This window comes from Paraburkholderia humisilvae (assembly GCF_902859855.1).
In the GTDB taxonomy this organism is placed as follows: Bacteria; Pseudomonadota; Gammaproteobacteria; order Burkholderiales; family Burkholderiaceae; genus Paraburkholderia; species Paraburkholderia humisilvae.
On sequence record NZ_CADIKH010000032.1, the window covers coordinates 59,323 to 84,023 of the forward strand.

General features: G+C 59.8%; 24 protein-coding genes. 9 read left to right on the forward strand and 15 right to left on the reverse strand.

What is annotated here, in order from left to right; genetic code table 11:
- Positions 1–86: 86 nt before the first annotated feature.
- From arcA to HV796_RS27365, 3 genes are all read right to left on the reverse strand, one after another.
- Positions 87–1,367 (reverse strand): arginine deiminase, encoded by a 1,281-nt coding sequence (arcA, locus tag HV796_RS27355; protein ID WP_175229622.1) that lies wholly within the window; start codon positions 1,365–1,367, stop codon positions 87–89.
- 21 nt (positions 1,368–1,388) lie between these two features.
- Complete coding sequence (locus tag HV796_RS27360) at positions 1,389–2,813, reverse strand: basic amino acid/polyamine antiporter (RefSeq protein WP_175229623.1); 1,425 nt, start codon at positions 2,811–2,813, stop codon at positions 1,389–1,391.
- A 369-nt stretch (positions 2,814–3,182) separates the two neighbouring features.
- A complete protein-coding gene (locus tag HV796_RS27365) occupies positions 3,183–5,156 on the reverse strand; it encodes an esterase/lipase family protein (RefSeq protein WP_246356067.1) in 1,974 nt (657 codons plus the stop codon).
- Positions 5,157–5,787: 631 nt separating this feature from the next.
- Here HV796_RS27365 and HV796_RS27370 point away from each other — a divergent pair.
- Both HV796_RS27370 and HV796_RS27375 read left to right on the forward strand, forming a co-directional pair.
- Entirely contained in the window at positions 5,788–7,200 is a 1,413-nt protein-coding gene (locus HV796_RS27370; RefSeq protein ID WP_175229625.1) for a DUF2252 domain-containing protein, read from the forward strand.
- Positions 7,201–7,257: 57 nt separating this feature from the next.
- Positions 7,258–8,481, forward strand: a complete 1,224-nt coding sequence (locus HV796_RS27375) for a transporter substrate-binding domain-containing protein (protein ID WP_175229626.1) — start codon at positions 7,258–7,260, stop codon at positions 8,479–8,481.
- 53 nt (positions 8,482–8,534) lie between these two features.
- Here HV796_RS27375 and rpsU read toward each other — a convergent pair whose 3' ends face one another.
- The 8 genes from rpsU to HV796_RS27410 all read right to left on the reverse strand — a co-directional run bounded on the left by rpsU (position 8,535) and on the right by HV796_RS27410 (position 12,135).
- Positions 8,535–8,747: a 30S ribosomal protein S21 gene (gene rpsU, locus HV796_RS27380; protein ID WP_175229627.1), complete on the reverse strand. Its 213-nt coding sequence runs from the start codon at positions 8,745–8,747 to the stop codon at positions 8,535–8,537.
- Positions 8,748–8,856: 109 nt separating this feature from the next.
- The gene (locus tag HV796_RS27385) at positions 8,857–9,138 is read right to left on the reverse strand and encodes a hypothetical protein (RefSeq protein WP_246356068.1); all 282 of its coding nucleotides are present in this window, start codon (positions 9,136–9,138) and stop codon (positions 8,857–8,859) included.
- 98 nt (positions 9,139–9,236) lie between these two features.
- Positions 9,237–9,635: a hypothetical protein gene (locus HV796_RS43460; RefSeq protein WP_217478015.1), complete on the reverse strand. Its 399-nt coding sequence runs from the start codon at positions 9,633–9,635 to the stop codon at positions 9,237–9,239.
- Entirely contained in the window at positions 9,611–9,826 is a 216-nt protein-coding gene (locus tag HV796_RS27390) for a hypothetical protein (protein WP_175229629.1), read from the reverse strand. Before HV796_RS27390 ends, HV796_RS43460 begins: the two co-directional genes overlap by 25 nt.
- A gap of 196 nt (positions 9,827–10,022) precedes the next feature.
- Positions 10,023–10,313, reverse strand: coding sequence for a hypothetical protein (locus tag HV796_RS27395; RefSeq protein WP_175229630.1), 291 nt, complete (start codon positions 10,311–10,313; stop codon positions 10,023–10,025).
- A 347-nt stretch (positions 10,314–10,660) separates the two neighbouring features.
- On the reverse strand, positions 10,661–11,044 hold the full coding sequence (locus HV796_RS27400) for a response regulator transcription factor (protein ID WP_175229647.1): 384 nt from the start codon (positions 11,042–11,044) through the stop codon (positions 10,661–10,663).
- A 151-nt stretch (positions 11,045–11,195) separates the two neighbouring features.
- The gene (locus HV796_RS27405) at positions 11,196–11,726 is read right to left on the reverse strand and encodes a LysR substrate-binding domain-containing protein (RefSeq protein ID WP_175229631.1); all 531 of its coding nucleotides are present in this window, start codon (positions 11,724–11,726) and stop codon (positions 11,196–11,198) included.
- Positions 11,641–12,135 (reverse strand): GNAT family N-acetyltransferase, encoded by a 495-nt coding sequence (locus HV796_RS27410; protein WP_175229632.1) that lies wholly within the window; start codon positions 12,133–12,135, stop codon positions 11,641–11,643. The genes HV796_RS27405 and HV796_RS27410 overlap by 86 nt, the downstream gene beginning before the upstream one ends.
- 436 nt (positions 12,136–12,571) lie before the next feature.
- On the opposite strand from HV796_RS27410, the gene HV796_RS27415 reads away from it, so the two are divergent.
- The 6 genes from HV796_RS27415 to aspA all read left to right on the forward strand — a co-directional run bounded on the left by HV796_RS27415 (position 12,572) and on the right by aspA (position 19,613).
- A complete protein-coding gene (locus HV796_RS27415; RefSeq protein ID WP_246356069.1) occupies positions 12,572–13,825 on the forward strand; it encodes an MFS transporter in 1,254 nt (417 codons plus the stop codon).
- Between the two features lie 73 nt (positions 13,826–13,898).
- Positions 13,899–14,750, forward strand: a complete 852-nt coding sequence (locus tag HV796_RS27420) for a dihydroorotate dehydrogenase electron transfer subunit (protein WP_175229649.1) — start codon at positions 13,899–13,901, stop codon at positions 14,748–14,750.
- Entirely contained in the window at positions 14,743–15,693 is a 951-nt protein-coding gene (locus tag HV796_RS27425; RefSeq protein WP_175229633.1) for a dihydroorotate dehydrogenase, read from the forward strand. The genes HV796_RS27420 and HV796_RS27425 overlap by 8 nt, the downstream gene beginning before the upstream one ends.
- Before the next feature lie 91 nt (positions 15,694–15,784).
- Complete coding sequence (locus HV796_RS27430; RefSeq protein WP_175229634.1) at positions 15,785–17,038, forward strand: allantoate amidohydrolase; 1,254 nt, start codon at positions 15,785–15,787, stop codon at positions 17,036–17,038.
- A gap of 27 nt (positions 17,039–17,065) precedes the next feature.
- Positions 17,066–18,121 carry a dihydroorotase gene (gene pyrC / locus HV796_RS27435; RefSeq protein WP_175229635.1) on the forward strand — a complete coding sequence of 352 codons (1,056 nt, stop codon included), beginning with the start codon at positions 17,066–17,068 and terminating at the stop codon, positions 18,119–18,121.
- Between the two features lie 28 nt (positions 18,122–18,149).
- Entirely contained in the window at positions 18,150–19,613 is a 1,464-nt protein-coding gene (gene aspA / locus HV796_RS27440) for an aspartate ammonia-lyase (protein WP_175229636.1), read from the forward strand.
- Between the two features lie 110 nt (positions 19,614–19,723).
- Here the strand turns inward: aspA and HV796_RS27445 are convergent, their stop codons facing one another.
- The 4 genes from HV796_RS27445 to HV796_RS27460 all read right to left on the reverse strand — a co-directional run bounded on the left by HV796_RS27445 (position 19,724) and on the right by HV796_RS27460 (position 23,704).
- Positions 19,724–20,947, reverse strand: a complete 1,224-nt coding sequence (locus HV796_RS27445; RefSeq protein ID WP_175229637.1) for a phthiocerol/phthiodiolone dimycocerosyl transferase family protein — start codon at positions 20,945–20,947, stop codon at positions 19,724–19,726.
- 122 nt (positions 20,948–21,069) lie between these two features.
- Positions 21,070–21,288, reverse strand: a complete 219-nt coding sequence (locus HV796_RS43465; protein WP_217478016.1) for a hypothetical protein — start codon at positions 21,286–21,288, stop codon at positions 21,070–21,072.
- A gap of 659 nt (positions 21,289–21,947) precedes the next feature.
- Positions 21,948–23,075: a helix-turn-helix transcriptional regulator gene (locus tag HV796_RS27455; protein ID WP_217478017.1), complete on the reverse strand. Its 1,128-nt coding sequence runs from the start codon at positions 23,073–23,075 to the stop codon at positions 21,948–21,950.
- A 5-nt stretch (positions 23,076–23,080) separates the two neighbouring features.
- Positions 23,081–23,704, reverse strand: a complete 624-nt coding sequence (locus HV796_RS27460) for a LysE family translocator (protein WP_217478018.1) — start codon at positions 23,702–23,704, stop codon at positions 23,081–23,083.
- 891 nt (positions 23,705–24,595) lie between these two features.
- On the opposite strand from HV796_RS27460, the gene HV796_RS27465 reads away from it, so the two are divergent.
- Positions 24,596–24,701, forward strand: a 106-nt coding sequence (locus HV796_RS27465; RefSeq protein WP_281369840.1) for a P-II family nitrogen regulator, incomplete at its 3' end; no start/stop codon positions are given.

A 24,701-nucleotide genomic window follows, 5' to 3' on the forward strand; every position in this document is an offset into this window, starting at 1 on the left:
GCTGCCTGCCTGCGCGCTAATCTGCCGGCGCGCGCGGCGGCAGTCCCAGCCGGGCGCGCGCGGCTGTACCCGTTACGCGTGTAACACTACATCTCCACCGCGTCGCGAATGATCGGACACGTCATGCAGTGACCGCCGCCGCGCCCGCGCCCCAGCTCCGCACCCACGATGGTCACGACCTCGATCCCCGCCTTGCGCAGCAGCGTGTTCGTATACGTGTTGCGGTCGTAGGCGAACACAACGCCGGGTGATGTGCAAACCAGATTCGCGCCGCTATCCCACTGCGTGCGTTCGCGCTGGTAATCGTTGCCACCTGCCTCGACCACGCGCATCTTCTTGATGCCAAGCGCGGCGCTCACCACGTCGACGAAGGACTTTTTCTCCTGATGCAATTCCACGCCCGCCGGATGATCGCTGGGCCGGTACGTGAACGTGCGGGTGCGTGCGAGGAAATCCGGCGCGATCAGCACGCAGTCGCGGTCGGCAAACGTGAATACCGTATCGAGGTGCATGGCCGCACGGATCTTCGGCATCGCGGCCACGATCACTTGCTCAGCCGCGTCGCGCTGGAACAGCGTGGCGGCGAGCTGGCTGATCGCCTGGCGCGAGGTGCGCTCGCTCATGCCGATCAGCACGGTCTTGTTGCCGATCGGCATGACGTCGCCGCCCTCGAGCGTCGCCAGCCCGTGATCTTGCGTGGGGTCACCCCACCACACGTTGACCTTGCCGGCAAAGTCCGGATGAAACCGGTAAATCGCCGCGGCGAGGATGGTTTCCTCGTGTCGAGCGGGCCAATACAGCGAATTGAGCGTCACGCCGCCGTAAATCCAGCACGTGGTGTCACGCGTGTACAAGGTGTTCGGCAGCGGCGGCAGCAGATATTCAGTGGACCCGGCCGCCTCGCGCACGACCTTGAGCGCCGCACCGCCATGGGTTTCCGGGAAATCGTAGATCGAAAGTCCGCCGAGTAATGTCTCGGCAAGCTTGCGATTGTCGAGCTCTTCCAGATAGCTTTTCAGCTCGTCGATGAAGCCCAGCCCAACCTGATTCGGCACGATCTGGTTATCGATGATCCACCGCTTGCCCTCGGGCACCGCAACCGTTTCGGCGAGCAGGTTGTGCATTTCGACGACTTCGACGCCACGGTCGCGCATTTTTGTCACGAAGTCGAAATGGTCCCGCTTCGCGTTGTCGACCCATAGCACGTCGTCGAATAGCAACTCGTCGCAATTGCTCGGTGTGAGGCGCGAATGCGCGATGCCGGGTGCACAGACCATCACCTTGCGGAGTTGCCCGACTTCCGAATAAACCCCAAACGCACTTTCGTCCTTTGTCTTGCCCTTCTCACCACCTTTCGCCTTGGACATATCGATCTCCGCTCGTTCTGATTAGAGCGCCATCAGGCCCGTGGCCAGTGACACGACGCCCACGATGGCCGCTACGGCCGCCACGATGAAAATCACCCAGTCGCTCACGCCCTGAAAAACCTTGAGCTTGCGCTCGCGTCGCGCGATGAAATAGAGCACCGTGCCGGGCGCGTAGAGGATGGCCGACAGCAGGATGAATTTCACGCCGCCAGCAAGGATCATGAATACCGTATAGATCACCGCGACCGCCGCCAGGATCAGATCCCGCTTGCGCTCTTCGGGCCGCACCTCGTAACTCTCACCGCGGTTGGAGACGATCCACCCATAGGCCGCGACGAACAGATAGGGAATCAGCGACATCGAACTGGTGAGGTTGAGCATCAATGCAAACGCGTCGCGCGAGAAATAGGTGCTCGCTACGAGGATCTGCACCACGATGTTGGTGATCCACAGTGCATTCGCCGGGACGTTGTTCGCATTTTCGCGCGCGAACACCGCAGGCATATCCTGATTGCGCGCCGCAGCGAACATCACTTCCGCGCAGATCAGCGACCACGCCAGATACGCGCCGAGCACCGAGACGATCAGGCCGATGCTGACAAAGATCCCGCCCCACGGACCGACCACGCTTTCGAGCACCGCCGCCATCGACGGCTGCCGCATGCCCGCGACATCGTCGCGCGGCAGCACGGCGAACGGCAGCATCGAGACGAGCACCATGAGCGCCGTCACCGCACAGAAGCCGAAGATCGTGGCGCGCCCCACGTCCGTGCGCTCCTTTGCATAGCGCGAGTACACGCTCGCGCCTTCGATGCCGATAAACACGAACACCGTGACCAGCATCGTCGCGCGCACCTGCTGCAGAAGGCCGCCCGCTTGCGCCGCGGACGCGATATTCAGACGGAAGGTGCCGTACTTGAACACGAAGATCAGGATGACGATGAACACCATGATCGGAACGACCTTGGCGAACGTCACGACGGTGTTGATGAACGCGGCCTGCTTGATGCCGCGAAGAATGAGGAAGTGAAACAGCCAGATGCCGATCGACGCCACGACGATCGCCGTCACCGTATTGCCGTCGCCGAAGACCGGGAAGAACGCGCCCAGTGTGGACTTGATCAGCACCCAGTACGAGACGTTGCCGATGCAGCTGCCGATCCAGTACCCGAAGGCCGAAAGGAAGCCGGGGTAGTCGCCGAAGCCTTCCTTCGCGTAGACAAACACGCCGGCGTCGAGTTGCGGCTTGCGCTCCGCCAGCGCCTGAAATACCCGTGCCAGCGTGTACATGCCCACGCCAGCGACGATCCACGCAATGGCTGCGCCGACTGGACCCGTTGCATTGGCGAAGGTGCGCGGCAAGGAAAAGATCCCGGCCCCCACCATGCCCCCGACCACCATCGCCGTCAACTGCAGGCGACTCATCTTCTGTCCGGTATCGGCCATCGGTTTCCTCGCTTTGCCTGGAACTGCGCTATATCGAGAGACCAACCCCACCTGTACCGCGTGTCGTCACGCTGAAGAGACTCGCCGGCGTCGCGGCGTTCGCGCTCGCTTCACCGGGTCATGCGAACTGAGTTGTTGCAAGGCAGCACATGCCACCCATGCCGTCCGGAGAACTGATGATCATTATGGGATAAATTTACGAAAAATGTGTTTAGCTTGCCGTCCATTCGATAACGTTTCCGAAACCCAGCCTGTTGCGCATCTTTGACCCGCGCTTTGCGATGCATGTGCTGGAACAGGTCGAAGAAGAAAAAAACGTTCAAATATTAAATCTCAGCATGACCCGTGGTTATCCATTGTCGGTGTTCGTCATCTATCCCGCATTGCCTCGCCGCAGATCTCGCCACGTGCATCGAACGTGTCGATATCCTCATGCAAGATCCGCCGGATCTCGAGAATCGCCTCCGGCGTCTGCTGGACGCTGTGTCCCGCGACGATCACCTTCTCGGATAGCGCGCCCGCGAGATGCGCACTGCGATACGGAACCACGCCATCATCGGACTCCTCCAGTGGCCCGTTCGCTCGTCGCCTCGCGATGATCGAATGGAAGCACACGTGGGGGCTGATTGGCAGTTGCGCAGTCGCACGGATCATCGGATCGGTATCGCGCAGTTGTTCGATGCTGTTCGGAACGTGGAAAGTCTTGCCCTGCGGATCGATATTCGTCGCAGTCTGCACCACGTCTTCGATTTCAGCCAGAAGCGCGCGCGGCAAGCGCACAAGATTGGCGACCCAGCGAGAAAGGCGATTGCTCGCAAACGGCGTGCCCCGGTGCGGCGCCGCAATGAAGATGGCCCGCTCGACTTGGGGCATCGGCCTGAAACGCAGCAAGCGATTCAGCCGCTCATCCTCGCGATCGATGTCGGCGCCTTCCGGCACGAACGTGTCCTTGAACACCGTCCATAGTTCGTCGTCGGAGGTGGAGACAAGCAATCTTGCCAGCACGCCGCCCATGCTATGGCCGATCAAAACCATGCCACAGGAAGCCGGCGATGTGCCGCCAGGATCGAAGTGTTCGAGCGTCTCTTGCACGGCTCTTCGAATTCGCGCGAGCGTGACCAGAATGGGGACGTTGGTCGGATAGTAGACCTGCCACACCTGAAAATGCTCGCGGAGCACTTCGTCACCCAGAATATCGTTCGCCACGTTGACCCATGCTTCCGGGCTACTCGCAAGACCGTGCAGCATCAACACGATCCGTCGGTCGGGATCGAAAGGCTGCATCATATAAATGCGGGGACGATCAATGCCGCGCGAGCGCCCGAAGAGCGTACGCAACGACTGGCCAGAGAAGCCCGAGCGGGCTAGCCAGATGCCGTAGCCGGCGCTGAAGTTCGCCGCCAGAGGGACGGTCTGGCCGTGCAGTTCGATACTCGCTTCGCGATAGGGGTCGTAGACCGACAGAATCACTTCACGCGAGCTGAGCACCTGTTCAAGCGTGCCCTGGCTAAACCAGATCAGCGCGGTGACGTTGGGCGACGGCATTTCGCGGAACGGGCGGATGTCTTGCGTTGGCCCGGATGTTGCCCGCGGTGCGCTGTCTGCGCTATCGGTTGCGTTGACATCCGAATTTCGACCGGAGTCCGGTGAGGGCACATTCATGACCGCGACGAGTTCCGCGCCGAGCCCATCGCGGCGGTAGATGCTGCGCAGTCCCGCGAACGAGAGCGCGGAGGCGGGAATGACTTCGCGTGGCTCGTGCACGCCTTCCGGCAACCGGGTCCGGCTCAGGTCGAGATCGATACTCCAGCCGGCTATGAACTGGGTGCCGGGGTCGCCACTATTTGGGTCCGACTCGAACGCGCCGCGCCGGAACAACGCGCCGGCCAGCTCCTGGACCGCATAGTTATAGTAGTCACGAACCTGAGTCTGGCGATCCTCGAAGGCCCGTTCGCCGGCCGTGCGCTGGCCGAGAAACAGAAAAGCATACGAATAGCGCACGGTTCTGAGCCACAGATCAAATTGTGCATCGTTCCACGCGACGCTGTTCGTTGACGTCTGCGTGATGGCCAGTTGTAGAGACAGCTCGGCCAGACTCGCGAGTCGCCGGTCGGTATTGATTCCGTTGACGGCCGTGATTGCATCGATACAGTGCTGCGGTTCTCTCTGGCACGCGTTCTCGTCCAGTGCTGCGACGCGCAGCGTGTCGCGTGTTGCGGTACTCAGACGGCCCGTCGACAGAATATCGCCACGTCGCAATGCGATGTATTGCTCCGGCCCGAGCGACCTGACCGTCACCATCGCACAGCCAGACAACAGACCGCAGAACACTAGTACCAGCATCAAATGACGCAACGTCCACGATAAGCGGGCACGCGTCATGATGTGTCGGGACCATTGGCGTGGATCGGCAACTTCGCCGTGTTCATGCGGGCGGGTGTGGACCGTTGCCATGGCTGAATTGCAATGAATGCACCGAGTTTAGAGAACCGCCATCGCTCCATGCAGAGCCAGCAATGTTACGTGTACCGCCTCCGTTTTTACTAAAGTCTGTCCAACGCAGTTACCTTTCATTTGCGTACGAGATGAATAGCACCGAATACTTGATCTCGATCGCATATTTTCCGATAAAGAAACTCGGTAGCGGGCTCATATACAGCCAGAGCGTCCACGCATGGTCGAAGAACACAAGTGTAATCGCTTGCGTTGAACGTACATCAAAGCGATCCAAAGTCACCTCGGGTCAGAAAATCTGAATAACGCTGACCGTCTGGACTGCATGGCATGGCCGAGAGTCGGCGCGCTCCGACTGAAAACCTGCGAAGAACATCGCGCAGCAGCATGCAGAATCGGTGCTAGACTGAATTGGAGCTGGCATCCGATGTTGATGTGGGCATGGCCGCAAACACCCGTGCTGCGAGGCTCGGTCGCACAGCTCGCGCGTCAATCAAATGACTCAGAAAAGGGGCGCAAAATGGCGGAGACACAAACTTTGGCGGAGCGACAGGCGGCGGGCCGTCATGCCCGGGTGCACGCAAAGCGCTCGCTACACGCAGCGATCGGCGATACCGATCGTGATCCCGTCCAGCTGCTTCGGGAAAACAGTGCCGGCCGAGTCGAGGCACTGGTCCCGCTACGCTACGGCCGAATGTCCGTTTCGCCGTTCACGTTCTATCGCGGCAGCGCCATTCTCCAGGCGCACGACCTTTCCAGCACAATGCATTCCGGGATCGCATTCCCCATCTGCGGTGATGCCCACCTGATGAACTTCGGAGGATTCGCGACGCCCGAGCGGCAACTGGTTTTCGATCTGAACGATTTCGACGAAGTCGCCTGTGGGCCGTGGGAGTGGGATGTTAAACGGCTCGCCGCGAGCTTCGCGATCGCTGGCGAGCATATGGGTGTCCACCATGATTCGATCGAAGACATCGTCTCGACGGCTATGCATGAGTATCGTGACCGAATGAGCAGGTATGCCGAGTGCAGCGCGCTCGAGCTCTGGCACGAGATCGTTACGTTCGAACGGATGATCGAAGTTGCCGCCACGGCTGAAGGGCGCCAGCTGATCAACCGGGCGATGGAAAAGGCAGCGGGCCGCACACACGAAAACATGCTGGGCAAGATGGCCGTGCTGACCGACGGCCGCTGGTCCATTCAGGATGCTCCACCCGCGATGTTCCACCCGAGCGGCCCTAACTCGCTACTCGGTAAAGACCGGAAGTGGTCGGACACGGATGAGTGGAAAGGCAAACTCGCCCATGCTTTTGACGGTTACCTTCAAACGCTTTCGTCGGAACGACGCGAACTGCTCGCTCAGTTCGAGCTTCACGATATCGCATTCAAGGTGGTCGGCGTGGGGAGCGTCGGCACCTTCTGCCTAGTGCTATTGCTTGTGGACAGCCACGGCAAGCCGCTCTTTCTGCAAGTCAAGGAAGCGCGTGCGTCGGTGATTTCCCGTTACTTCAAAGGCGCAGGACCGACTCACCAGGGCGAGCGTGTGGTGACGGGGCAGCGCCTGCTTCAGGCCGCGAGTGACTCGTTTCTCGGTTGGACGATGGGCCCCGCTGGGCGACAGTTCTACTTCCGCCAGTTGCGTGACATGAAGATCTCCGCAGAAGTCGAGCGCATGAGCACCACCATCCTTCAGGGCTACGCACGCATCTGCGGTTGGGCGCTGGCGCGCGCTCACGCGAAGGCAAGCGGCAGGGCCGTGGAAATCTCGGCCTATCTGGGCAACGGAAACCGGTTCGCGGACGCGCTTACCCAGTATGCCTTCGCTTATGCCCTACAGAACCAGAAGGACTACGATATATTTATGAGGGCGTGCCGGTCAGGCAAGCTCGAAGCACGGAGCGACGAGGACATGGCGGCGGATTTCCGCGTCTGACGCGTTCTGGCACATTCTGCTGGTCTATCACACCAACTGGACCACGGGAGACGCGTGATGAGCCATTCAGTCCGGTGGCTGGTCGCACTGAGTTGCCTGACCCTGTCGTCGGGAGTCACCGGACCGGCTTCGGATGCCGCTCAAGCGGCAGCCTCGTTACGCGGAGCCGAGTCGACGACCGTTGCTACCGCAACGTTATCGCCTGATCCGGTCACTCGCCAAAACTTCGCCGATCAGCCCGCATCGGCCGCGCCACGCGTTACTCCAACGGTCGCGGTCACGAATGGTCCACTGCGGGTTGCAATTGCTTCGGTCGCACCGTTCGTGTTGCCACAGACCGCCGTTCCGGAAGGGTTTAGTGTTGATCTATGGAACGAGCTTGCGCGCCGTATGCATGTCGAATTCACGTGGGTCAAAGTGCCGACACAGGCTCAGTTGCTGTCCGCCGTGCAGCATGGCGACGCCGATGTCGCGATCGCGGCGATTACCATGACCCCCGAACGGGAAAGAGTCGTGGATTTCTCGATACCTTATTTCGACTCCGGCTTACAGATCATGGTGCGCGCGCAGAACGACAGCACATTCATGGCCACGCTCAGATCGGTCCCGTGGCTGGGCATCGTTCAGCTGCTGGGCATTGCGGTCGCCATCGTTTTTCTTCTTGCCAACCTGATCTGGCTCATCGAGCGGAAACAGGATCCTCAATTTCGGAAGCCTTATTTCCGTGCAATCGGCGAAGGTTTGTGGGTGACCATGCTGATCATTGCCACGGGTGAGCACGGCGAACGCGAAACGGCGAGCGTATTGAAGCGTCTGCTCGTGCCCGCGATGTGGTTGATCGGTGTCGTGCTGATTGCTCAACTGACTGCCACCGTCACATCGTCACAGACCGTGGCGCGCCTCCAGTCGAACATCCGTGGCCCAGACGATCTCCCGGGCAAATCGATCGGTACGGTCCCCGCCACCACCGCTGCCAACTACCTTGCTCAACGCGGCCTGCCATTTGTCGACATCAACACAGCCGACGATGGCATACGCATGCTCACGCAAGGCGACGTGCAGGCGATCGTTTATGACGCCCCCACGCTTCAGTACTGGGCCGCGAAACGCGGGAACGGCGCGCTGATCGTTGTCGGACCGATATTCCGGCCGGAGAAGTATGGAATCGCAGTGGCGAACGGCAGTGCATTGCGCAAGCCTATCAACGAGGCGTTGCTCGCGATGTACGAGGACGGGACCTACGAACAGATCAACGGGAAGTGGTTTTCACCAGCCAGGTAGGCATGCCTGATACGGTCGCCTCTGGCTGGCTGGTCTCCGCAGGCGCGACCGCGCTAGTACATTTTTTTCGGCGGTAGTGCTCGCAGGCTCCGCTTACGTTGCCTCGACACGGCTGCGGACTTTTTGCGTTTGCGTCGCTCGGTGGGCTTTTCGAACATCGTCCGCGCGCGAAGTTCCTTAAGGAGTCCCGTGTTCTGAATCGAACGTCTGAATCGACGCAGCGCGACCTCCACCGGCTCGTTGGGTCTCAAGGTTACGGTAGTCATTCAGCTCCTTATTTAAGCAGTGGTGAGCAGAAATGCCCAGCATCGGCAGATCTCCTTCAAGGGGAAATGCATGGAGATTGTTCTCGTGTTTCGCAAATCGGACCGGGCACTACGTCGGAGCGAAAACGACAGCGCCTCGATCCTCGAAATGCGTCACGCTCCGCACGAAGCGGTATACCTGTCCGGCGATTTCCATTTCGTTCCTGCCCACCCGCGTGCACTGGAGAATTTCTTCAGCAAGCGATGAAGCGATCACACCGTGGAAGATCAGCAAGTTTTGCGTCTTGGCCGCGTTACCGACATACATCCCGCAGGAATCGTGGCATGCCTGCATCATGATGACACTCTCTCCCGCATTAAGCGAAAGGTCGAGATACTCGGCCAGATTCAACAGTGACTCGTTCGTTGCCATCATGCCTCCCGCTGGAGGATAGGTTTGGCCCACCCGGCGAGCCCCTGCCTGAGATTGCGAGCGTTCAGTGGGTGGGTTCAGAGCATCGTCAACAGTTCGAGCTGATGTGGCGTTTCCCTACCTGCGACTAATGAGAACATGCACCGCGTCGCCCGCTCTTCGGCCGAAAACTCATGGGCACTGGAGAACGCGTCCCAGACAGCTTCATCGAGTGCCTGCGCGATGCTGTGTCGGCGAGCGAATACCTTTAACAGCTGACTCGCGCCCCGGCGAATCAGTCCGCGATGAACGTCGAGCACGTAGCATTCATGTCCGGCTCGCAGTACAAGGAAGTACGGGATTTGCCGTGCACTTTCGGCCACGGCCGTGGATCGGATGTCGGACTGCACTTGCGTCGCCCCGTCAGTATCGGCAAGGAGCTTCGATGCGACGACGGGGGAGTAGGTCCACACTAGCCGTAGCGTCGTTCGAGCCATTCCATCGCCCATTGAGTAGCGAACCTGACCGCGTCCTCGCGCATATCAAAGCCAACGAGGTCCCCACTCACGTGAATATCCTGTGAGCCGCCGCCGTCACGGCTGCAGCTGATTTTCGCGTGAGCCATGTATTCGCCGTCGGCCCGGCGCGGCGTCGGGTCGATCTGGAAAATCGAGGAATTGAAGCGCATCTGACCTCTCAATGCGGCTTGCCAACACGCACCAACCCATGTGAACAGAAGGAACGCGTTTGCATCCACCTCGTGACAGCGCGCCTGCAGCAACTCGTCTGCTTTGACGGCGGCGCTCCATGTTCAGACAGATATCGGCGGAGCGCCCAAGCCGGTATCGTAGATGGGTCAGGTAGCCGTATCGCGCAGACCGGCTTTAGTTTTCTGTGTCCCAGATCGTCTTGCCCGGCGGGCACGAATCGATCAGACGTTCCGCGTACGCGGTCGATGCACGCCGTGCCTCGCCGCTGCTCTCGAACGCTCGCTCAACCGCGAGCACAAAGACGCGACTACGGGCGTGCGTTTCCCGGAACCCGGGTTCATTGATACGGACCGCAGCGTCGAAACCTTCGTCGTAGCTACGGCTGAGTCCTGCTTGCGTGCGCTGACGCGGATACACGAGCGGCTGGACTTCCAGCCCTTTGTAGACGTACCTGGCGGCTTGCATGAGATACCTTTGCTGCCGCGGTTGCGCGGCGTGGTTTATGCGAAGGGACTGACGCGGACCGTATTGGCCGCATCGCCGGGGGAATCAACGGCGTGCCGTTGGGCAATAGGCGTGGCTAGCGCTCAAATTCGGGCTGGCGGAGTCGCCAAGGCGAGCGCAAGACATCGGGAGACACCCCCATGGTACGCGCTTCCTGGTGTTTGTACAGTGAATCCTTTACGTCCCGGTGGTGGCGTGACGAGCGTAAGCACCCGATCGTCATGGGTCGGCGCGCTAGCCGTCGCATCCGAAATCACAACTCATACAACGAAGACGCAGGGGTTCGTCTGTGCCGAAGCGCGATGCGCTTACGCTTTGACAAGTAAGGCCACGATGTGCTCGAGCAGTATGTTCGGTGCAGCCGGTTTCAACAGAAAACACTCAAATACAGGCTTGACGATGCTGATCGTCGCTGCAGTCCACAAGATGACCGGTATTGGCTTCAGCACCGGGTCTGCTTTGAGCGCCCGGCACAGTGCGAGTCCATCCATTCCAGGCATCATGAGATCGGTGATGATCAGCGCAGGGCGGCACGCCCTGGCTTGCTGCAGGCCCTCCAATCCGCCCGTGGCGGTCGTGACGGCAAAGCCTTCCGTTCGAAGCAGGAGCGCCCACGCGTCCAACGCATCCGCAGCGTCGTCGACGATGAGTAGGCGCGGCTGACCAGCAATACCACGAGAAGTGAGGTTCATAACAACGTTGCGGTGATCCCACTGGGGAGATGCCCGCAGCCCCGGATAGGACTGCTCCATGGATTGCCGCACACGCTGTGCCTGCTTGCGCAGATAAAGCGGTTATTCATGTTCGGCGTTGCAAGCCGACGTCGACAGACCTGCCAGCGGCTTACCTGCGTGTCTTCGGGCCGGCGCCAACGGAAATCGGCCGTAGCTCCTCCACCAGATAGTCGATTAGCGCACGCGACGCTGGACGTGCGGGTCCACCAAGCGGAAACACCGCGTGGATCTCAACGGCTTCGAGCTGCCAATCGCCCTGTATCTGTACCGGACGTCCATCCGCGATTTCGCTTCGGCATCCCCACAAACCGACTGTCACTATGCCCAGACCGGCAACAGCCGCCGCCATCGCACCTTCATTCACCGAGGCCGTGAAGCGGCCCTCTGCGCGCAAGACGGTTTCGCGTCCGCCCTTTCGCAGCGTCCAACCCAACGCTGCCGCGCTTGAGGGCCCGAGCACAAATCTGTGCTGACTCAGATACCCGACGGCTGGCTGATGCCCAATTCGCGCCCCGCTCGCACCTCTATGGTGCAAATGAATTTCCAGTACCCGTCTAGCGAATAATCCGCTCGTAGAGTGATGTGATATAGCCACCAGGCAACGGCTTCGTTCCCGCGCGGATGAAGCCCAATGATTCATAGTACGCACATAGCCTTGTGTTTTTTAGTTCGCAGTCCAACCTTATTCGATCGCGGTTGTTTGCGCACACAAGATCAGCACATCGATCGACCGCATAGCCGCCGAGGTCCATGCCATGAAAGCCATCCCGTACACACAGCCCATGCAGGTATCCGGCGTTAGGCTTCTGCGGTCCCCAATACGTTTCGTCTTGCCATCTGAGTGAAAAAATTGCCACGGGGTATTCGTCCTGCTCGACAACATACAAACCGCCCCGATCCAATGCACGTCGCGTCGCTTCGGCCGTCCATCCGCTCTTTCCCCAAGCCAGATCGTCCTGCCTCAACTTATACGCCGTCGCCTCGTCTCGAATCGTTGAGAGAACGGATATGTCCTCAGCGCTGGCGTTACGGATAGCCCTTTTGTTCATTGCTTATCGTCTCGTTGATTTCGGCAGTTCGATGCCTTCGATGATCACCCGCCTATGAGCGGGAAGCTCCGCGCTAGCGGATTTCGTTGGGCTCACCATTTTGCCGACAGTTCCTGGCCGGGCAGCCTGATCGGACCTGCGGTGTCGGTCTGCACCACAATCACCACCTGTTGCGGTCATCGGGTTTTCACGTATATCAAATGTCTTGCCTGGCGCGCCCGAAGCATCTAATCTAAATTTTTAGACGTTGACTTGAGGCTACAGAGCTTCGGATCCAAGACACAACCTTTCAAAAGGGTGTTTTGCTTAATTTTAGCTAGCCGAAAGCCTTTGTGTAGCACTGTTAGTCTAAATTTATGTACGAGTCAGGTTGAACATCAATAGCCGTGCCGACCATCACCCAGACCACGAAACGACTGTCTCCACGGAGGAAATAGTGGAAGCGAATGCAGATACAGCTGAACACGGCACTGCGTCAAACGCAGGATCAAACGACCGACCAGACACGTACGCCTGGAAAGCGCTGGCTGGCTCGGCGATCGGCTACGCGATGGACGGCTTCGACCTGCTGATTCTCGGTTTTATGCTCCCGGCCATCGGTCTGGATCTGCATCTGACCACGCAGCAGTCCGGAGCGCTGGTCACGTGGACACTGATCGGCGCTGTTGGCGGCGGCATACTCTTCGGCTCGCTGTCGGACCGCTTTGGCCGTATTCGCGTGCTCACGTGGACGATTGTTCTCTTTGCGCTCTTTACCGGTCTTTGCGCATTCGCGCAGGGCTTCTGGGATCTGCTGACGTATCGCACGATCGCCGGTATCGGCCTCGGTGGTGAGTTCGGCATCGGCATGGCGCTGGCCGCGGAAGCGTGGCCCGCCAGGCTGCGCGCACGCTGTACGTCATACGTCGCGCTCGGCTGGCAGACCGGTGGACTCGCGGCCTCGCTCCTGACGCCGGCGCTTTTGCCGCATATCGGCTGGCGCGGCATGTTCCTGATCGGCGTGGTCCCGGCGCTCGTCGCATGGTTCGTGCGTACCAGGCTTCACGAACCGGAAATGTTCGTTCGCTCCGCCAGCACCACAAAAGCACCGAACGCATTCAAGCTGCTGATCGCCGACGCCCGCATCGCTCGCACGAGCCTTGGCGTGGTGATCCTTTGCTCGGTCCAGAACTTCGGCTACTACGGCATCATGATCTGGCTGCCGACCTATCTTGCCAGGACACTGGGTTTTGGTCTCACGAAGTCGGCTCTCTGGACCTCGGTGACCATCGTCGGGATGATGGTCGGCGTTTACCTCTTCGGCCAGCTCGCGGACCGCATCGGCCGCAAGCCTACCTTCGTGCTGTTCCAGGCCGGCGCGGTAGTGATGGTGATCATCTACTCGCGGCTCTCCGATCCGGGCGTGATGCTCTGGGCCGGCGCAGTGATGGGCATGTTCGTGAACGGGATGATCGGTGGCTACGGCGCGCTGATGGCCGAGGCGTACCCGACCGCAGCCCGGGCCACCGCACAGAACGTTCTGTTCAACATTGGCCGCGGGGTCGGTGGCTTTGGGCCGATTGTGGTCGGCGGGATCGCCGCGGCCTATTCGCTGCAGACCGCCATTGCGCTGCTCGCGAGCCTCTATGTCATCGACATCATCGCCACGATTTTCCTGATCCCCGAACTGAAGGGAGCGGGACTGAAATGACCAGACTGTCTGTCGCGAGCCTCCGCTGCGCATGCGACTCGCGATGTTCCTGAAGAATGGAGAGAGCATCATGATGTCAGCAAGTCCGTGCTGCGGCTCCGAAGCCGCCGCCACCGTTGCTTCGTACCGCTGCAAGGTCGTCGAGCACCACTGGGTCAACCCGAGATACAGGTACATCCGTCTGGAAGCGGACGCGCCCATCGCGCGCATCACTCGGGCGGGGCAGTTCTACCAGTTGAAGTGCCCGACGACGCTGGAACATGAGCCGTTCCTGCTGCGTCCGATGAGCGTCTACGGGGCGGGCCCGGAGGATAGTCAAATCGAATTCCTCTACAACGTCACCGGCGTCGGTACGAGAGCGATGGCAACCCTGCCAGAAAACGGCTACATGGACATCGTGGGGCCGCTTGGCAACACGTTCACCTTCAGCCCCGCGTATCGCCGCATCCTCGTGGTCGCGCGAGGTGTCGGTCTGGCAACGATGGCTCCGCTGATCAAGCTCGCGGCGAAGGCGTCCTCCGACATCACCGCTGTGATGTCGGCACGTTCGCAGGCCGACCTGATGGAAAAAGAATTCCTGCGCGGCGCGAACGCCGAAGTGCACAGCGTCTTCGACGCAGACGGAACGTCGTCCGTCGAAGCGATGGACGTGCTGCTTCGCAGGTTGATCGACGAGCAGCGCCCGGATGCCGTTTATACCTGTGGTTCGCACCGCCTGTTGATGCTTTTGCAACGTGTGCTCGGCGACTATCCGCAAATCGTCGGCGAAGTCGCGATGGAGCAACGAATGGCGTGCGGGATGGGCGTCTGTCTTTCCTGCGTGCGTCTGTTCGACTGCGATGGCGACCGCACATTCCTTCGCGTCTGCCGCGAGGGTCCTGTGTTTTCGATCCGCCAGGTCGTGGGGGAGGTGGAATTTGGCTAATTTGACTGTCCGGGTTGGCAACATGGTGCTGCGCAACCCCGTCATGCCGGCGTCAGGCTGTTTTGCAATCGAATACCAGGAAGCGCTGGACCTCAGCCGTCTCGGCGCGCTGGTGGTCAAGAGCGTGTCGCCGAAGTCCCGCGCAGGCAATCCGACGCCGCGCATATGCGACGCCTACAGCGGCATGCTCAATTCGATCGGCATTCCGAGCAAGGGAATGGAGCATTACCGCAAGAACGTGCTGCCGCCCTACCTGAAGTTCGACACGCCGGTTGTCGTGTCGATCTCGGCTGACACGGCCGACGAGTTCGCCGCAGCATGCGAGCAGATCTCGCTGCCCGAGGTTGCGGCGATCGAGGCAAATATCTCATGTCCGAATCTCGAAGCCGACGGCATCGCATTCGCGATGCAGGCCGACACGACCTTCAAGGCGGTGTCCGCGATCCGTCGCCGCACCCATCATCCGCTCTGGGTCAAGCTCACGCCCAACGCGAGCCATATCGCTGCGATCGCGCACGCCGCAGAAGACGCCGGCGCTGACGCGATCGTGATGGGTAATACCGTGCTCGGTATGTCAATCGACGTGCGCACTCGCAAGCCGAAACTCGGCAACGTGATGGGCGGCCTGTCAGGTCCAGCGATCAAGCCGATTGCGCTGCGCTTCACTCACCAGTGCTACAGGGCAGTCCACATTCCGATCATCGGTTGTGGTGGCATTCAGAACGCGGAGGATGCCATTGAGTTCATGCTCGCCGGCGCGAGTGCCGTGCAGGTCGGCACCGCCTCGTTCCGCGATCCCGGCACGCTGCAAAAAATCATCGACGGTCTCGAAGACTATTGCAACGACATGGGCGTCGCAAACATCCGGACTCTGACCGGCCAGGTGAAGCTCGATCACCAGCTAAGCGATCGCTGGCTGCGCTTCGCGCAGCAATCCGGGTGAATCCCCCAACGGAAAACGGGCGGCTCGCAGAGCGGGCCACCAATAGCAGGCGCCGGCGGCGGCCGCATCATCGCACAAATGGACAGGCATCATGGAAATACTCGTTCTCTCCGGGCTCGCTCAAAAGCTCTTCGATGACATTCGCGACATTTCATCGGACGGTGTAGGTGTCACGCGAGCCAGCTATGGCGAAGGTGAAACCGCCACGGCGAATTACCTGCAAGTGTTCGCTGAAGACGAAGGGTTGCACGTCGAAACCGACCGTGCCGCCAACCTGATCTTCAGTCTCCCGGACACCCTGGAACGGGACCCATCCATCTGGGTCGGTTCCCACATGGACTCGGTGCCGCAAGGCGGCAATTTCGATGGTCTCGCAGGGATCATCGCGGGCCTGCTGTGCCTGATCGCGCAGAAGCAGCGTGGCCAGTCGTCGGCGACGCCGCTTCGAGTGATCGCGTTTCGTGGCGAAGAAAGCGCATGGTTTGGCAAGGCGTATATGGGTTCCGGCTCGATCTTCGGAAGGCTCTCTGCCGAAGATTTAAAACTGAAGCACCGTTCGACCGGCAAGCCGCTGTCGAGCTATATGGAGCAGGTCGGTGCGGATACCGCGGCGATCGCAGCGCAAGAGCTACTGTTCGACAAGAAGAAGGCGAAAGCCTATCTCGAACTGCACATCGAGCAGGGTCCGATCATGGTGGCTCGCAAGATTCCACTGGGCGTCGTACCGGGCATTCGCGGCAACGTACGCCATAACCGCGTGACCTGTATCGGCGAAGCCGGGCATTCGGGCGCGGTGCCGCGCTGGCTTCGTCACGACGCGATGTTCGCGGTCGCCGAACTCATTACGCGACTGGACGAACACTGGCGCGTGCTGCTCGAACGCGGCATCGACCTCGTTGTAACGACCGGCATCGTCGGAACCGATCCCGCAGAGCATTCCATTTCCCGGATTCCGGGCGTGGTCAACTTCAGCTTCGAGGCGCGGAGCAAGAGCGACGACACGCTGGAAGACTTTTACCAGCTGATGCGCAGCGAGTGTGAGGCAATTGCGCGCGAGCGGGGCGTGACGTTCGAGTTCGACCGTCGGCTGGAGTCGGCTCCCGCGGTGATGGATGAAACGATCTGCGCGGCGCTCGCCGACTCCTGTGACCGCAATGGCACGTCGTACGAGACCGTTCCGAGCGGCGCCGGGCATGACGCGTCGCTGTTCACGAGCGCCGGCATCCCGAGCGGCATGCTGTTCATCCGCAACCAGAACGGTTCGCACAACCCGCACGAAGCGATGGATCTCGCAGACTTCATGCTTGGCGTCCGGGTGCTCTCCTACGCTATCGATCATCTCTGACGCGCCCGCGTCGTTCGAGGATTTCCCATGGTTCAGTCTGTCACCCTTCGTCGACCCGATGACATGCACCTGCATTTGCGCGACGGAAATACGCTGCGTGCGGTGTTGCCCTATAGCGCGCGTCAGTTCGGCCGCGCGATCGTCATGCCGAACCTCAAGCCGCCGGTCACAACCGTTGGCGCGGCGCGCGCCTACCGTGCGCGCATTCTCGCAGCCTTACCTGCCAGCTTGACGTTCGAGCCACTGATGACGGCTTACCTGTGCGACAACACCGATCCTGAAGAAATCAGGAAGGGCTTCAACGAGCGCGTCCTGACTGCCGTCAAACTGTACCCGGCGGGAGCGACGACGCATGCCGAATACGGTGTGACCGGGACCGATAAGGTAGCGAAGGTGCTCGACGTGATGCAGGAACTGGGCATGCCGCTGCTGATCCACGGCGAAAGCACCGATCCCGGCGTCGATGTCTTCGACAGGGAAGCGCTGTTCCTCGACAGCACGCTCAAACCGCTACTCGACACGTTTCCGGCACTGAAAATCGTGCTTGAACACATCACGACCGAACAGGCTGCCGAGTTCGTCGACGCCGATAGCAGCGGCCGGCTGGCAGCGACCATCACCCCGCAGCACCTGCTGTTCAATCGCAATGCGATGTTCACGGGTGGCCTGCGTCCGCACTATTACTGTCTGCCCGTTCTCAAACGCGAACAGCACCGCCTTGCGCTGCGTCGTGTCGCCACCTCCGGATCGCCGTCCTTCTTCCTCGGCACCGACTCGGCGCCCCATGAGCGCGCGGCCAAAGAGGCCGCATGCGGATGCGCGGGAATCTTCAGTGCGCCTACGGCACTCGAGGCTTACCTGACCGTATTCGAACAGGAAAACGCAATCGACCGGTTTGAAGCGTTCGCCAGTGAGAACGGTCGCCGCTTCTACGGCCTCCCACCGAACGAAGGCACGGTCACGCTCACGCACGAACCCAACGACGCGCCGCGCAGCGTCCCGCTTGGTGAGGGCAAATCGATCGAAACATTTATCGCAGACGGCGAGCTTTCGTGGCAACTGTCTGCCCAATCGTCCAGATGACCAGACACAAACCCCTGTCGGAGACAACATGAACACCCCGAATTACCGCGTCGAACACGATCTGCTCGGCGAACGGATGGTGCCGCAAGCGGCGTACTACGGCGTACACACACTGCGCGCCGCGGAAAATTTCCAGATTTCGGGCACACAGGTTTCGGCCTTCCCGAATCTGGTGATCGCGCTAGCCGCGGTCAAGCAGGCGGCAGCGGAAGCGAACGCGGAACTTGAACTGCTCGAGCCGCAACGCCGTGATGCGATCGTCGCCGCGTGTATCGAGTTGCGCGAAGGCCGTCTGCACGACCAGTTCATCGTCGACGTCATTCAGGGCGGTGCCGGCACCTCGACCAATATGAACGCCAACGAAGTGATCTGCAATCGCGCATTAGAGATCATGGGGCATGCGCGGGGGGAATACGCTTACCTGCATCCCAACGAACACGTGAACCTCGCGCAGAGTACGAACGACGTCTACCCGACCGCGCTGCGCATCGCCACGTTCTTTGCGATCGGGCATCTGCTCGAAGCGATGGTCCGGCTGCACGACGCGTTCGATGAGAAGGCCACGGAATTCGCCGGCCTGCTCAAACTCGGCCGCACGCAGCTTCAGGATGCCGTACCAATGACGCTGGGCCAGGAGTTCTCGACGTACGCCGTCATGCTCAAAGAAGATATGGCGCGTCTACGGGAAGCGTCGACACTGATCCGCGAGATCAACCTTGGTGCGACTGCCATTGGCACCGGCATCACCGCACATCCGGAGTATGCGAAAAAAGCTCGCGAAGCACTGTGCCGGATTACGGGCATCGAACTGATCACCGCCCCGAACCTGATCGAAGCGACCCAGGATTGCGGTGCGTTCGTCCAGATTTCCGGCATTCTGAAGCGGATCGCCGTGAAGCTCTCGAAGACGTGCAACGATCTGCGTCTGCTGTCGAGCGGTCCGCGAGCGGGCCTCAATGAGATTAACCTGCCGCCGATGCAGGCGGGCTCATCGATCATGCCCGGCAAGGTCAATCCGGTTATTCCGGAGGTGGTGAACCAGGTTGCGTTCGAGGTGTTTGGCAACGACACCACGATTACGTTCGCGGCCGAAGGCGGGCAACTGCAACTGAACGCGTTCGAGCCGATCATCGCGAGCGCGCTGTTTCGCAGCTTCAGGCACCTGACCGCCGCCTGCACGACGCTTGCCGACAAATGCGTTCGCGGCATCACGGCCAACGCGGACCACCTTCGCCAGACGATGGAGCGCTCGCTCGCGCTGGCGACCGCGCTGAACCCGTACATCGGGTACAAGAACGCCACGTCGGTAGCGTCCGAAGCGCACACGAATCACTCGACGATCCGTGAAGTGGTCTTGCGCCGGGGTCTGATGACCGAGGCTCAACTCGATGAAGCACTTCGACCTGAAGCGCTTATCAAGCCGCGTGTTCACGCCAGTCTCGTCAATCAGGCCGATCCGGGCGGCACCGGCGCGAAGCAGACGGCATCCTGACTGGTTGCGGTTGCGCATCGGGTGACGAGAGTCTTGTATGTCGATCTCGCGCAAAGACGCTCGGACTAGCGGCATCGGCATCGGTGGCGACAAAGGCCCCATGCACGCGGTTAGCGCGCACACGCATCAAACAGCAAATCCCTTGCGTATTCGAGAAAACGAGGAGGCGGGACGCGACTTGCAAGCGTCAGGGACGCATTGCCGTTCACGGTCGAGACACCCACGGTATGGTTGCCAGGGTAGCCTGACATCGCAAGCGGGCCCCACAGCGCGGTCAGCCTGAATGGACCCAGAGTCGGGTCGAAGCGAATATTGCCCAGATTCGTCACCATCACGTCGCGCGCGATGGCAGTCTGGCGAAGCCGTACCGCACCGGCGGCGTCGAGGCCACCTTCGAGCATATCGCGCAAACGACGCGTGGACTCGCGAACCGATTCGCGGGCTGCCGCGGCATTCAAACCGGCGACAGCAGCGCGCGCAGTCTCCCATAGCGTCTGGTCTGGAGCTGGGCCCAGGGAGGCGGCCGCACTTGTCAGGAAGCAGCCGCAGTCATCCTCGATGCCCCACTGGAGGCGCATGTCGACCGGCGAAAGAATCACCACGGGCCGCTCGCGCCATTCCGGCGTCGCGTTTCTGCCCGAATGCAGCAATGCTGCGCATAACATGCCATGTAGTGTTGTACGGTCGGCGCGGGCACGCTGCACGAGAGACTGTGTCAGCTCTCGCGAAAGACTCAGCCGTTGAACGACTGGAACAACATCGCGTGGGAAACGTATACCTTCAAGCGAAATCGGCGCGCCACGCGGCTGAGGCGGTGCGTCTCCGCATAACTCATCGCCCGACAACGGCAGCGGCATTGGCTCGAGAACCTCGCCGTTCAAAGCCTTCAGCAGATCGCGAATGCAGTACGAAAGCGAAATGCCATCGCTGATTGCATGATTGCAGGCGAGAATGAGCACCGACTGTCGCGGACCTGTCGCAAGCACCGCGCGCATCAGCGGTGCAACGTCGGTGTCGAACGGCTCATTCAACTCATGCGCGATAGCGCGGTTCAGCCATTCCGGGGCGACACCTTCGGCTGTCCAGTCCGCATCAACGACGTGACGCAGGGGAATCGACTGGTCAGGCATCACCTCCATGTAAGGCGTGCCGCTTGATGTGGCAGGAAGCCGGACCGACAACAACGGATGGCGGCGACGCAGCGCATCGAAAGCATGACGCCATGTTTCGGCGGTCGCGGTCCCTTCTATTTCCGCTGCAAGCACGATCTGGTTGCCGACGCTTCTGTTCAGCAACCAGAACACGTATTCCATCGAACCAAGCGGTCTAGGCATAAATTCCTTCTGCGGGGTTGAACACTCGTTCAAGCCGACGTGAAATGCGGCAATGTACGCCGTCTCACAACACATGAGACGAAGAACTATTCCCTCGCAGCGCAGTTAGCGGAGTGTCAGGTCTAGAGGCCCAAGCCCGTCAAGAAGGTATCGACCTGCTGCTCAAAGCTGGGACGATCGTAGTCCACGAGCGCCAGACGCCAGACGCCTTGCAAGTATGTGGCAACAACCGACGCGGTAACCTGCGAATCCAGCGAGGGTGGCAGCACCCCGTTGTCGAGGTCCAGCCTCAGGCATTCGCTCAGTACTCCTTTTAGACCTTCCAGAGCGTTCGCAGCCATTTTCGCAAATCGGGTTCTGACGGCACTTCTTCGTCGACCATTGCAGCTATCATGCAAAGACGAGACGGTGTACGGGGGTCATCCAGACAATCGAGCACAAGACTGAAAAATGCGCGAATTCCCGCAGCCGCTGTGGGCGCAGACAGTAAAGCGTGTCTGCGCGTGCTGAGTACGTTGTCGTCATAGCGCTGCAGACACTTCAGATAGAGTTCCTTTTTGCTCTTCAGGGTGTTGTAAAAGGAGCCCTCGCCGATCTCCATGACCTTCAGGGAGATCGCGCAACCCCGTTTTCGTATAGCCGTTCTTCCAGAACAGCCGACTGGGGCTCGGCTATCACACACGCGATGGCCAGCCAGGGTCCGCGGGGTTTAGTGGCGGCTCACGTGAACCTGCCACTGGTCGTGCCCAAGGTGCGTCCGGCACAGCCGAGCGACGACGAACAGCGGGCGCTGGAAGCGATTGAGCTCTAGACAGATGGCGGGCACCCGGTGGTCCGCACGCAATCTGCGGCTGACTATGCGGCACACCGACTATAGCGATTGCAAAAACGACATGTCATTGAGACCACGTCGTCACACGTAATCGGACACGGTCTCACCATCCGCGTGAGCCGTTGCTGTCGCCGAGGTTGCCAACGTTCGCGCCGCGGAACCCCCGATTCAAGCCGTCCCGGTTCCCTGCGCGGCCTTCGCCCGGTCAAGCGGATCGACGCTCGCAGCCTTATAAGTTGCCGCATATTCGCGCGGCGTCATTCCGTAACGTTCCTTGAATGCGCGGCTAAAGTGACCCGGGCTCGCAAAGCCACATCGGTACGCGACCAGCTGAATTTCACCTTGCAACGTCTCGGGGAGCAGCCGTGCCGCATGCTCAAGCCGAAGCGACCACGCGTAGCGCATCGCCGACAGCCCGTTGGCTTGCAGCGCGCGCATGAGACTGCGCGGCGAGATGTTGAGCTCGGCTGCAATGCTGTCGACGCTCAGATCGGGATCCCCTATGCGGCGCGCGATAAGCTGTTTCGCGCGAAGCACAGTCACCGTGTTCGACCGAGCCGAGGCTGCGGCGTTGCCATCGTTGAGCAACACCTCCATCAGATCGAGACATTGGTCGCCAAGCCGGGCGCGTAACCGCTCGCCCGCTTTGCTCGCCTGAGAGGCCAGAGTAAGCAAGACGTCACGTACCACGCCGACATCTGGCGACGACGGATTCGGACTAAAGACCACCGGAAAGCGGTGACGCAGTCCGCGCTCGCGTAACGCGACTTTTGGAAGGCGAAGCGCCGACATGCACATCGGTTCACCCATCGACTCGTTGAACGCATGCTGCGGATCGAGCACGGCAATGTCGCCGGGGCCAAACGTTCTCGTATGCGCCCGCTGTTCAATTGACAGCACGCCCCTTCTTACGACCTTCACTATCAGATCCTCACTGTTCCAGGGGGCGCTGATGCGATGCAGGAGCGGCGATACCGACTGCCACGAAGCAACAATGTTCACAATTCTGGTATGACCGGCGTGCACAGTATCGATAGACGACGGACCGGATCGGTGAGCGTCGAATCGGCACTTCCAGCCATGAGCCAGGGTCGCCTCGATCCATGCGTGACGGTCCATCGGCGTTGCATCCCATCTGTAGTCAGATAGCCCGCTACCTGCTTCCATACGTGTCCTTTCCCAACTATCAATCGTGTCCCCTTCTGAATGGCGAAGCCTTAAGTCGAACTTTACGAGTAACAACGCGCCACGATTGCCCTGGGGCTGGGGCAACAATCCGCACTGCGATCCCATCATGGCTGTTAGTTATGAAAAGCGAGGCGAAGCGCCAACAAAATGAGGATGCCACCCAGTGCGACATCGATAGGCCGACGGATTCTTTCATAGATCGAGATGGCTGAGCGGATGGAAAAGACGACAGCCACGATGAGATGCCACGTTCCCGCTATCGAGGTGATGATGAAAACCGATGCGCAGCGCACCCACCATGGCGCGCCCTTGGGCAGCGTGGATGCAAAAAGGCTTCCGAAAAATATCATGAGTGTCGGGTTCGTTACATCACCGACAAACCCCCTACGTAGCGAAGCCCAAGCATTGTCCGCTGGCATCGATGTCGTCACGATTTGCCTGCGAGAGAAGGCGCCGAGCACAGATCGTGACCCAAGATAGACCAGGTACGACATCCCGACCAGTTTGATCAGATGGATGAACGGTGCAAGATTGTTTGTTAGAAAATCGAGCCCAAAGACCGCCGCTGTCGACCAAAGAGTGCAGCCTACGGCGACTCCCGCAGCCGCAAATACGCCGTTTTTTCTAGCGTTGAGTGCGAGTGAAGTGACGTTGACAAAGTCCGGTCCCGGGGACATGCATGTTACGGCATAGATCATTGTGAGATCTAGAAGATTCGAAGCATAGGAATTGTGCATATAACGTCATCGATATATAGCGCCGCAAAATTCTTTTTGGGTATGTGTTATTTACGACTTCTTTGACCGGAGCACAGATTAAATTGCGCTTAGAACCATAGACCCTTTCTCTGTTCATCAAGCGAATGGCGGTCAAGCTCGCTAGAGCGGGCGGAAGGGGAAGCGCATGCGTTGCAAAGACGCAACCTCGTTCGACTGAGCCACCTGCCAAAGATGGTGAGCAGTTTGAACACATTTCCTCCTATACAGGGTCCGGTCGCTATCTGATCCGGAATGTCTGAGTCCACCTTTCAAGAACGTCTCGCCGCTGGTGACTATTCCCGTCCATCGTGTCGTCCCATAACTTGATGAGCGCCCAGTGCGGACTGGGCGCCTGGATCACGCTGGGCTCAACCTCTCGCAGCATGGCAATGTGAGTCAAAAAAAGCAGCGCCTGGAGTTAAATGTTCCGACGATATTTGACGGACAATGTTTGCGTCGCAGTTCCCTTTTTTGGCCTGCGGATAAATGGCAATAACAGTTCACGTCGATTGGGCACGTGTGACAGGCGTGTCCACTCGACGATGTCTGATCTCACTCAACCGCAAAAGAAAACATCGTTGACGTGCACATTAGGGCACCAAGAGAAACACAGGCGCCACCGAGACTGAATTTTATGATCGAGACCGGGCGAGGTAAGGCGTCTCGTTTGTCATTTGTGACAAACACATCTCCCGATTTTTAGCACGACACACCCCTATGTCTTTAGGCGGATCGCCACAGATCATCCAGGATCGACCTTTCCATGCGCTTCCTGCAGTGCGAAGAAGATGAAACGAATTGACAACTCGAGCGCACGGGAGCTCGTCGAGAGCAGCAGACACCGATTTGCGCCACCAGGGAGAAAAATTCATGAAACTCATTACCGCAATCATCAAGCCGTTCAAGCTCGATGAGGCGCGCGAAGCCCTGTCGGCAATCGGCGTCTCCGGGATCACGGTCACGGAAGTCAAAGGCT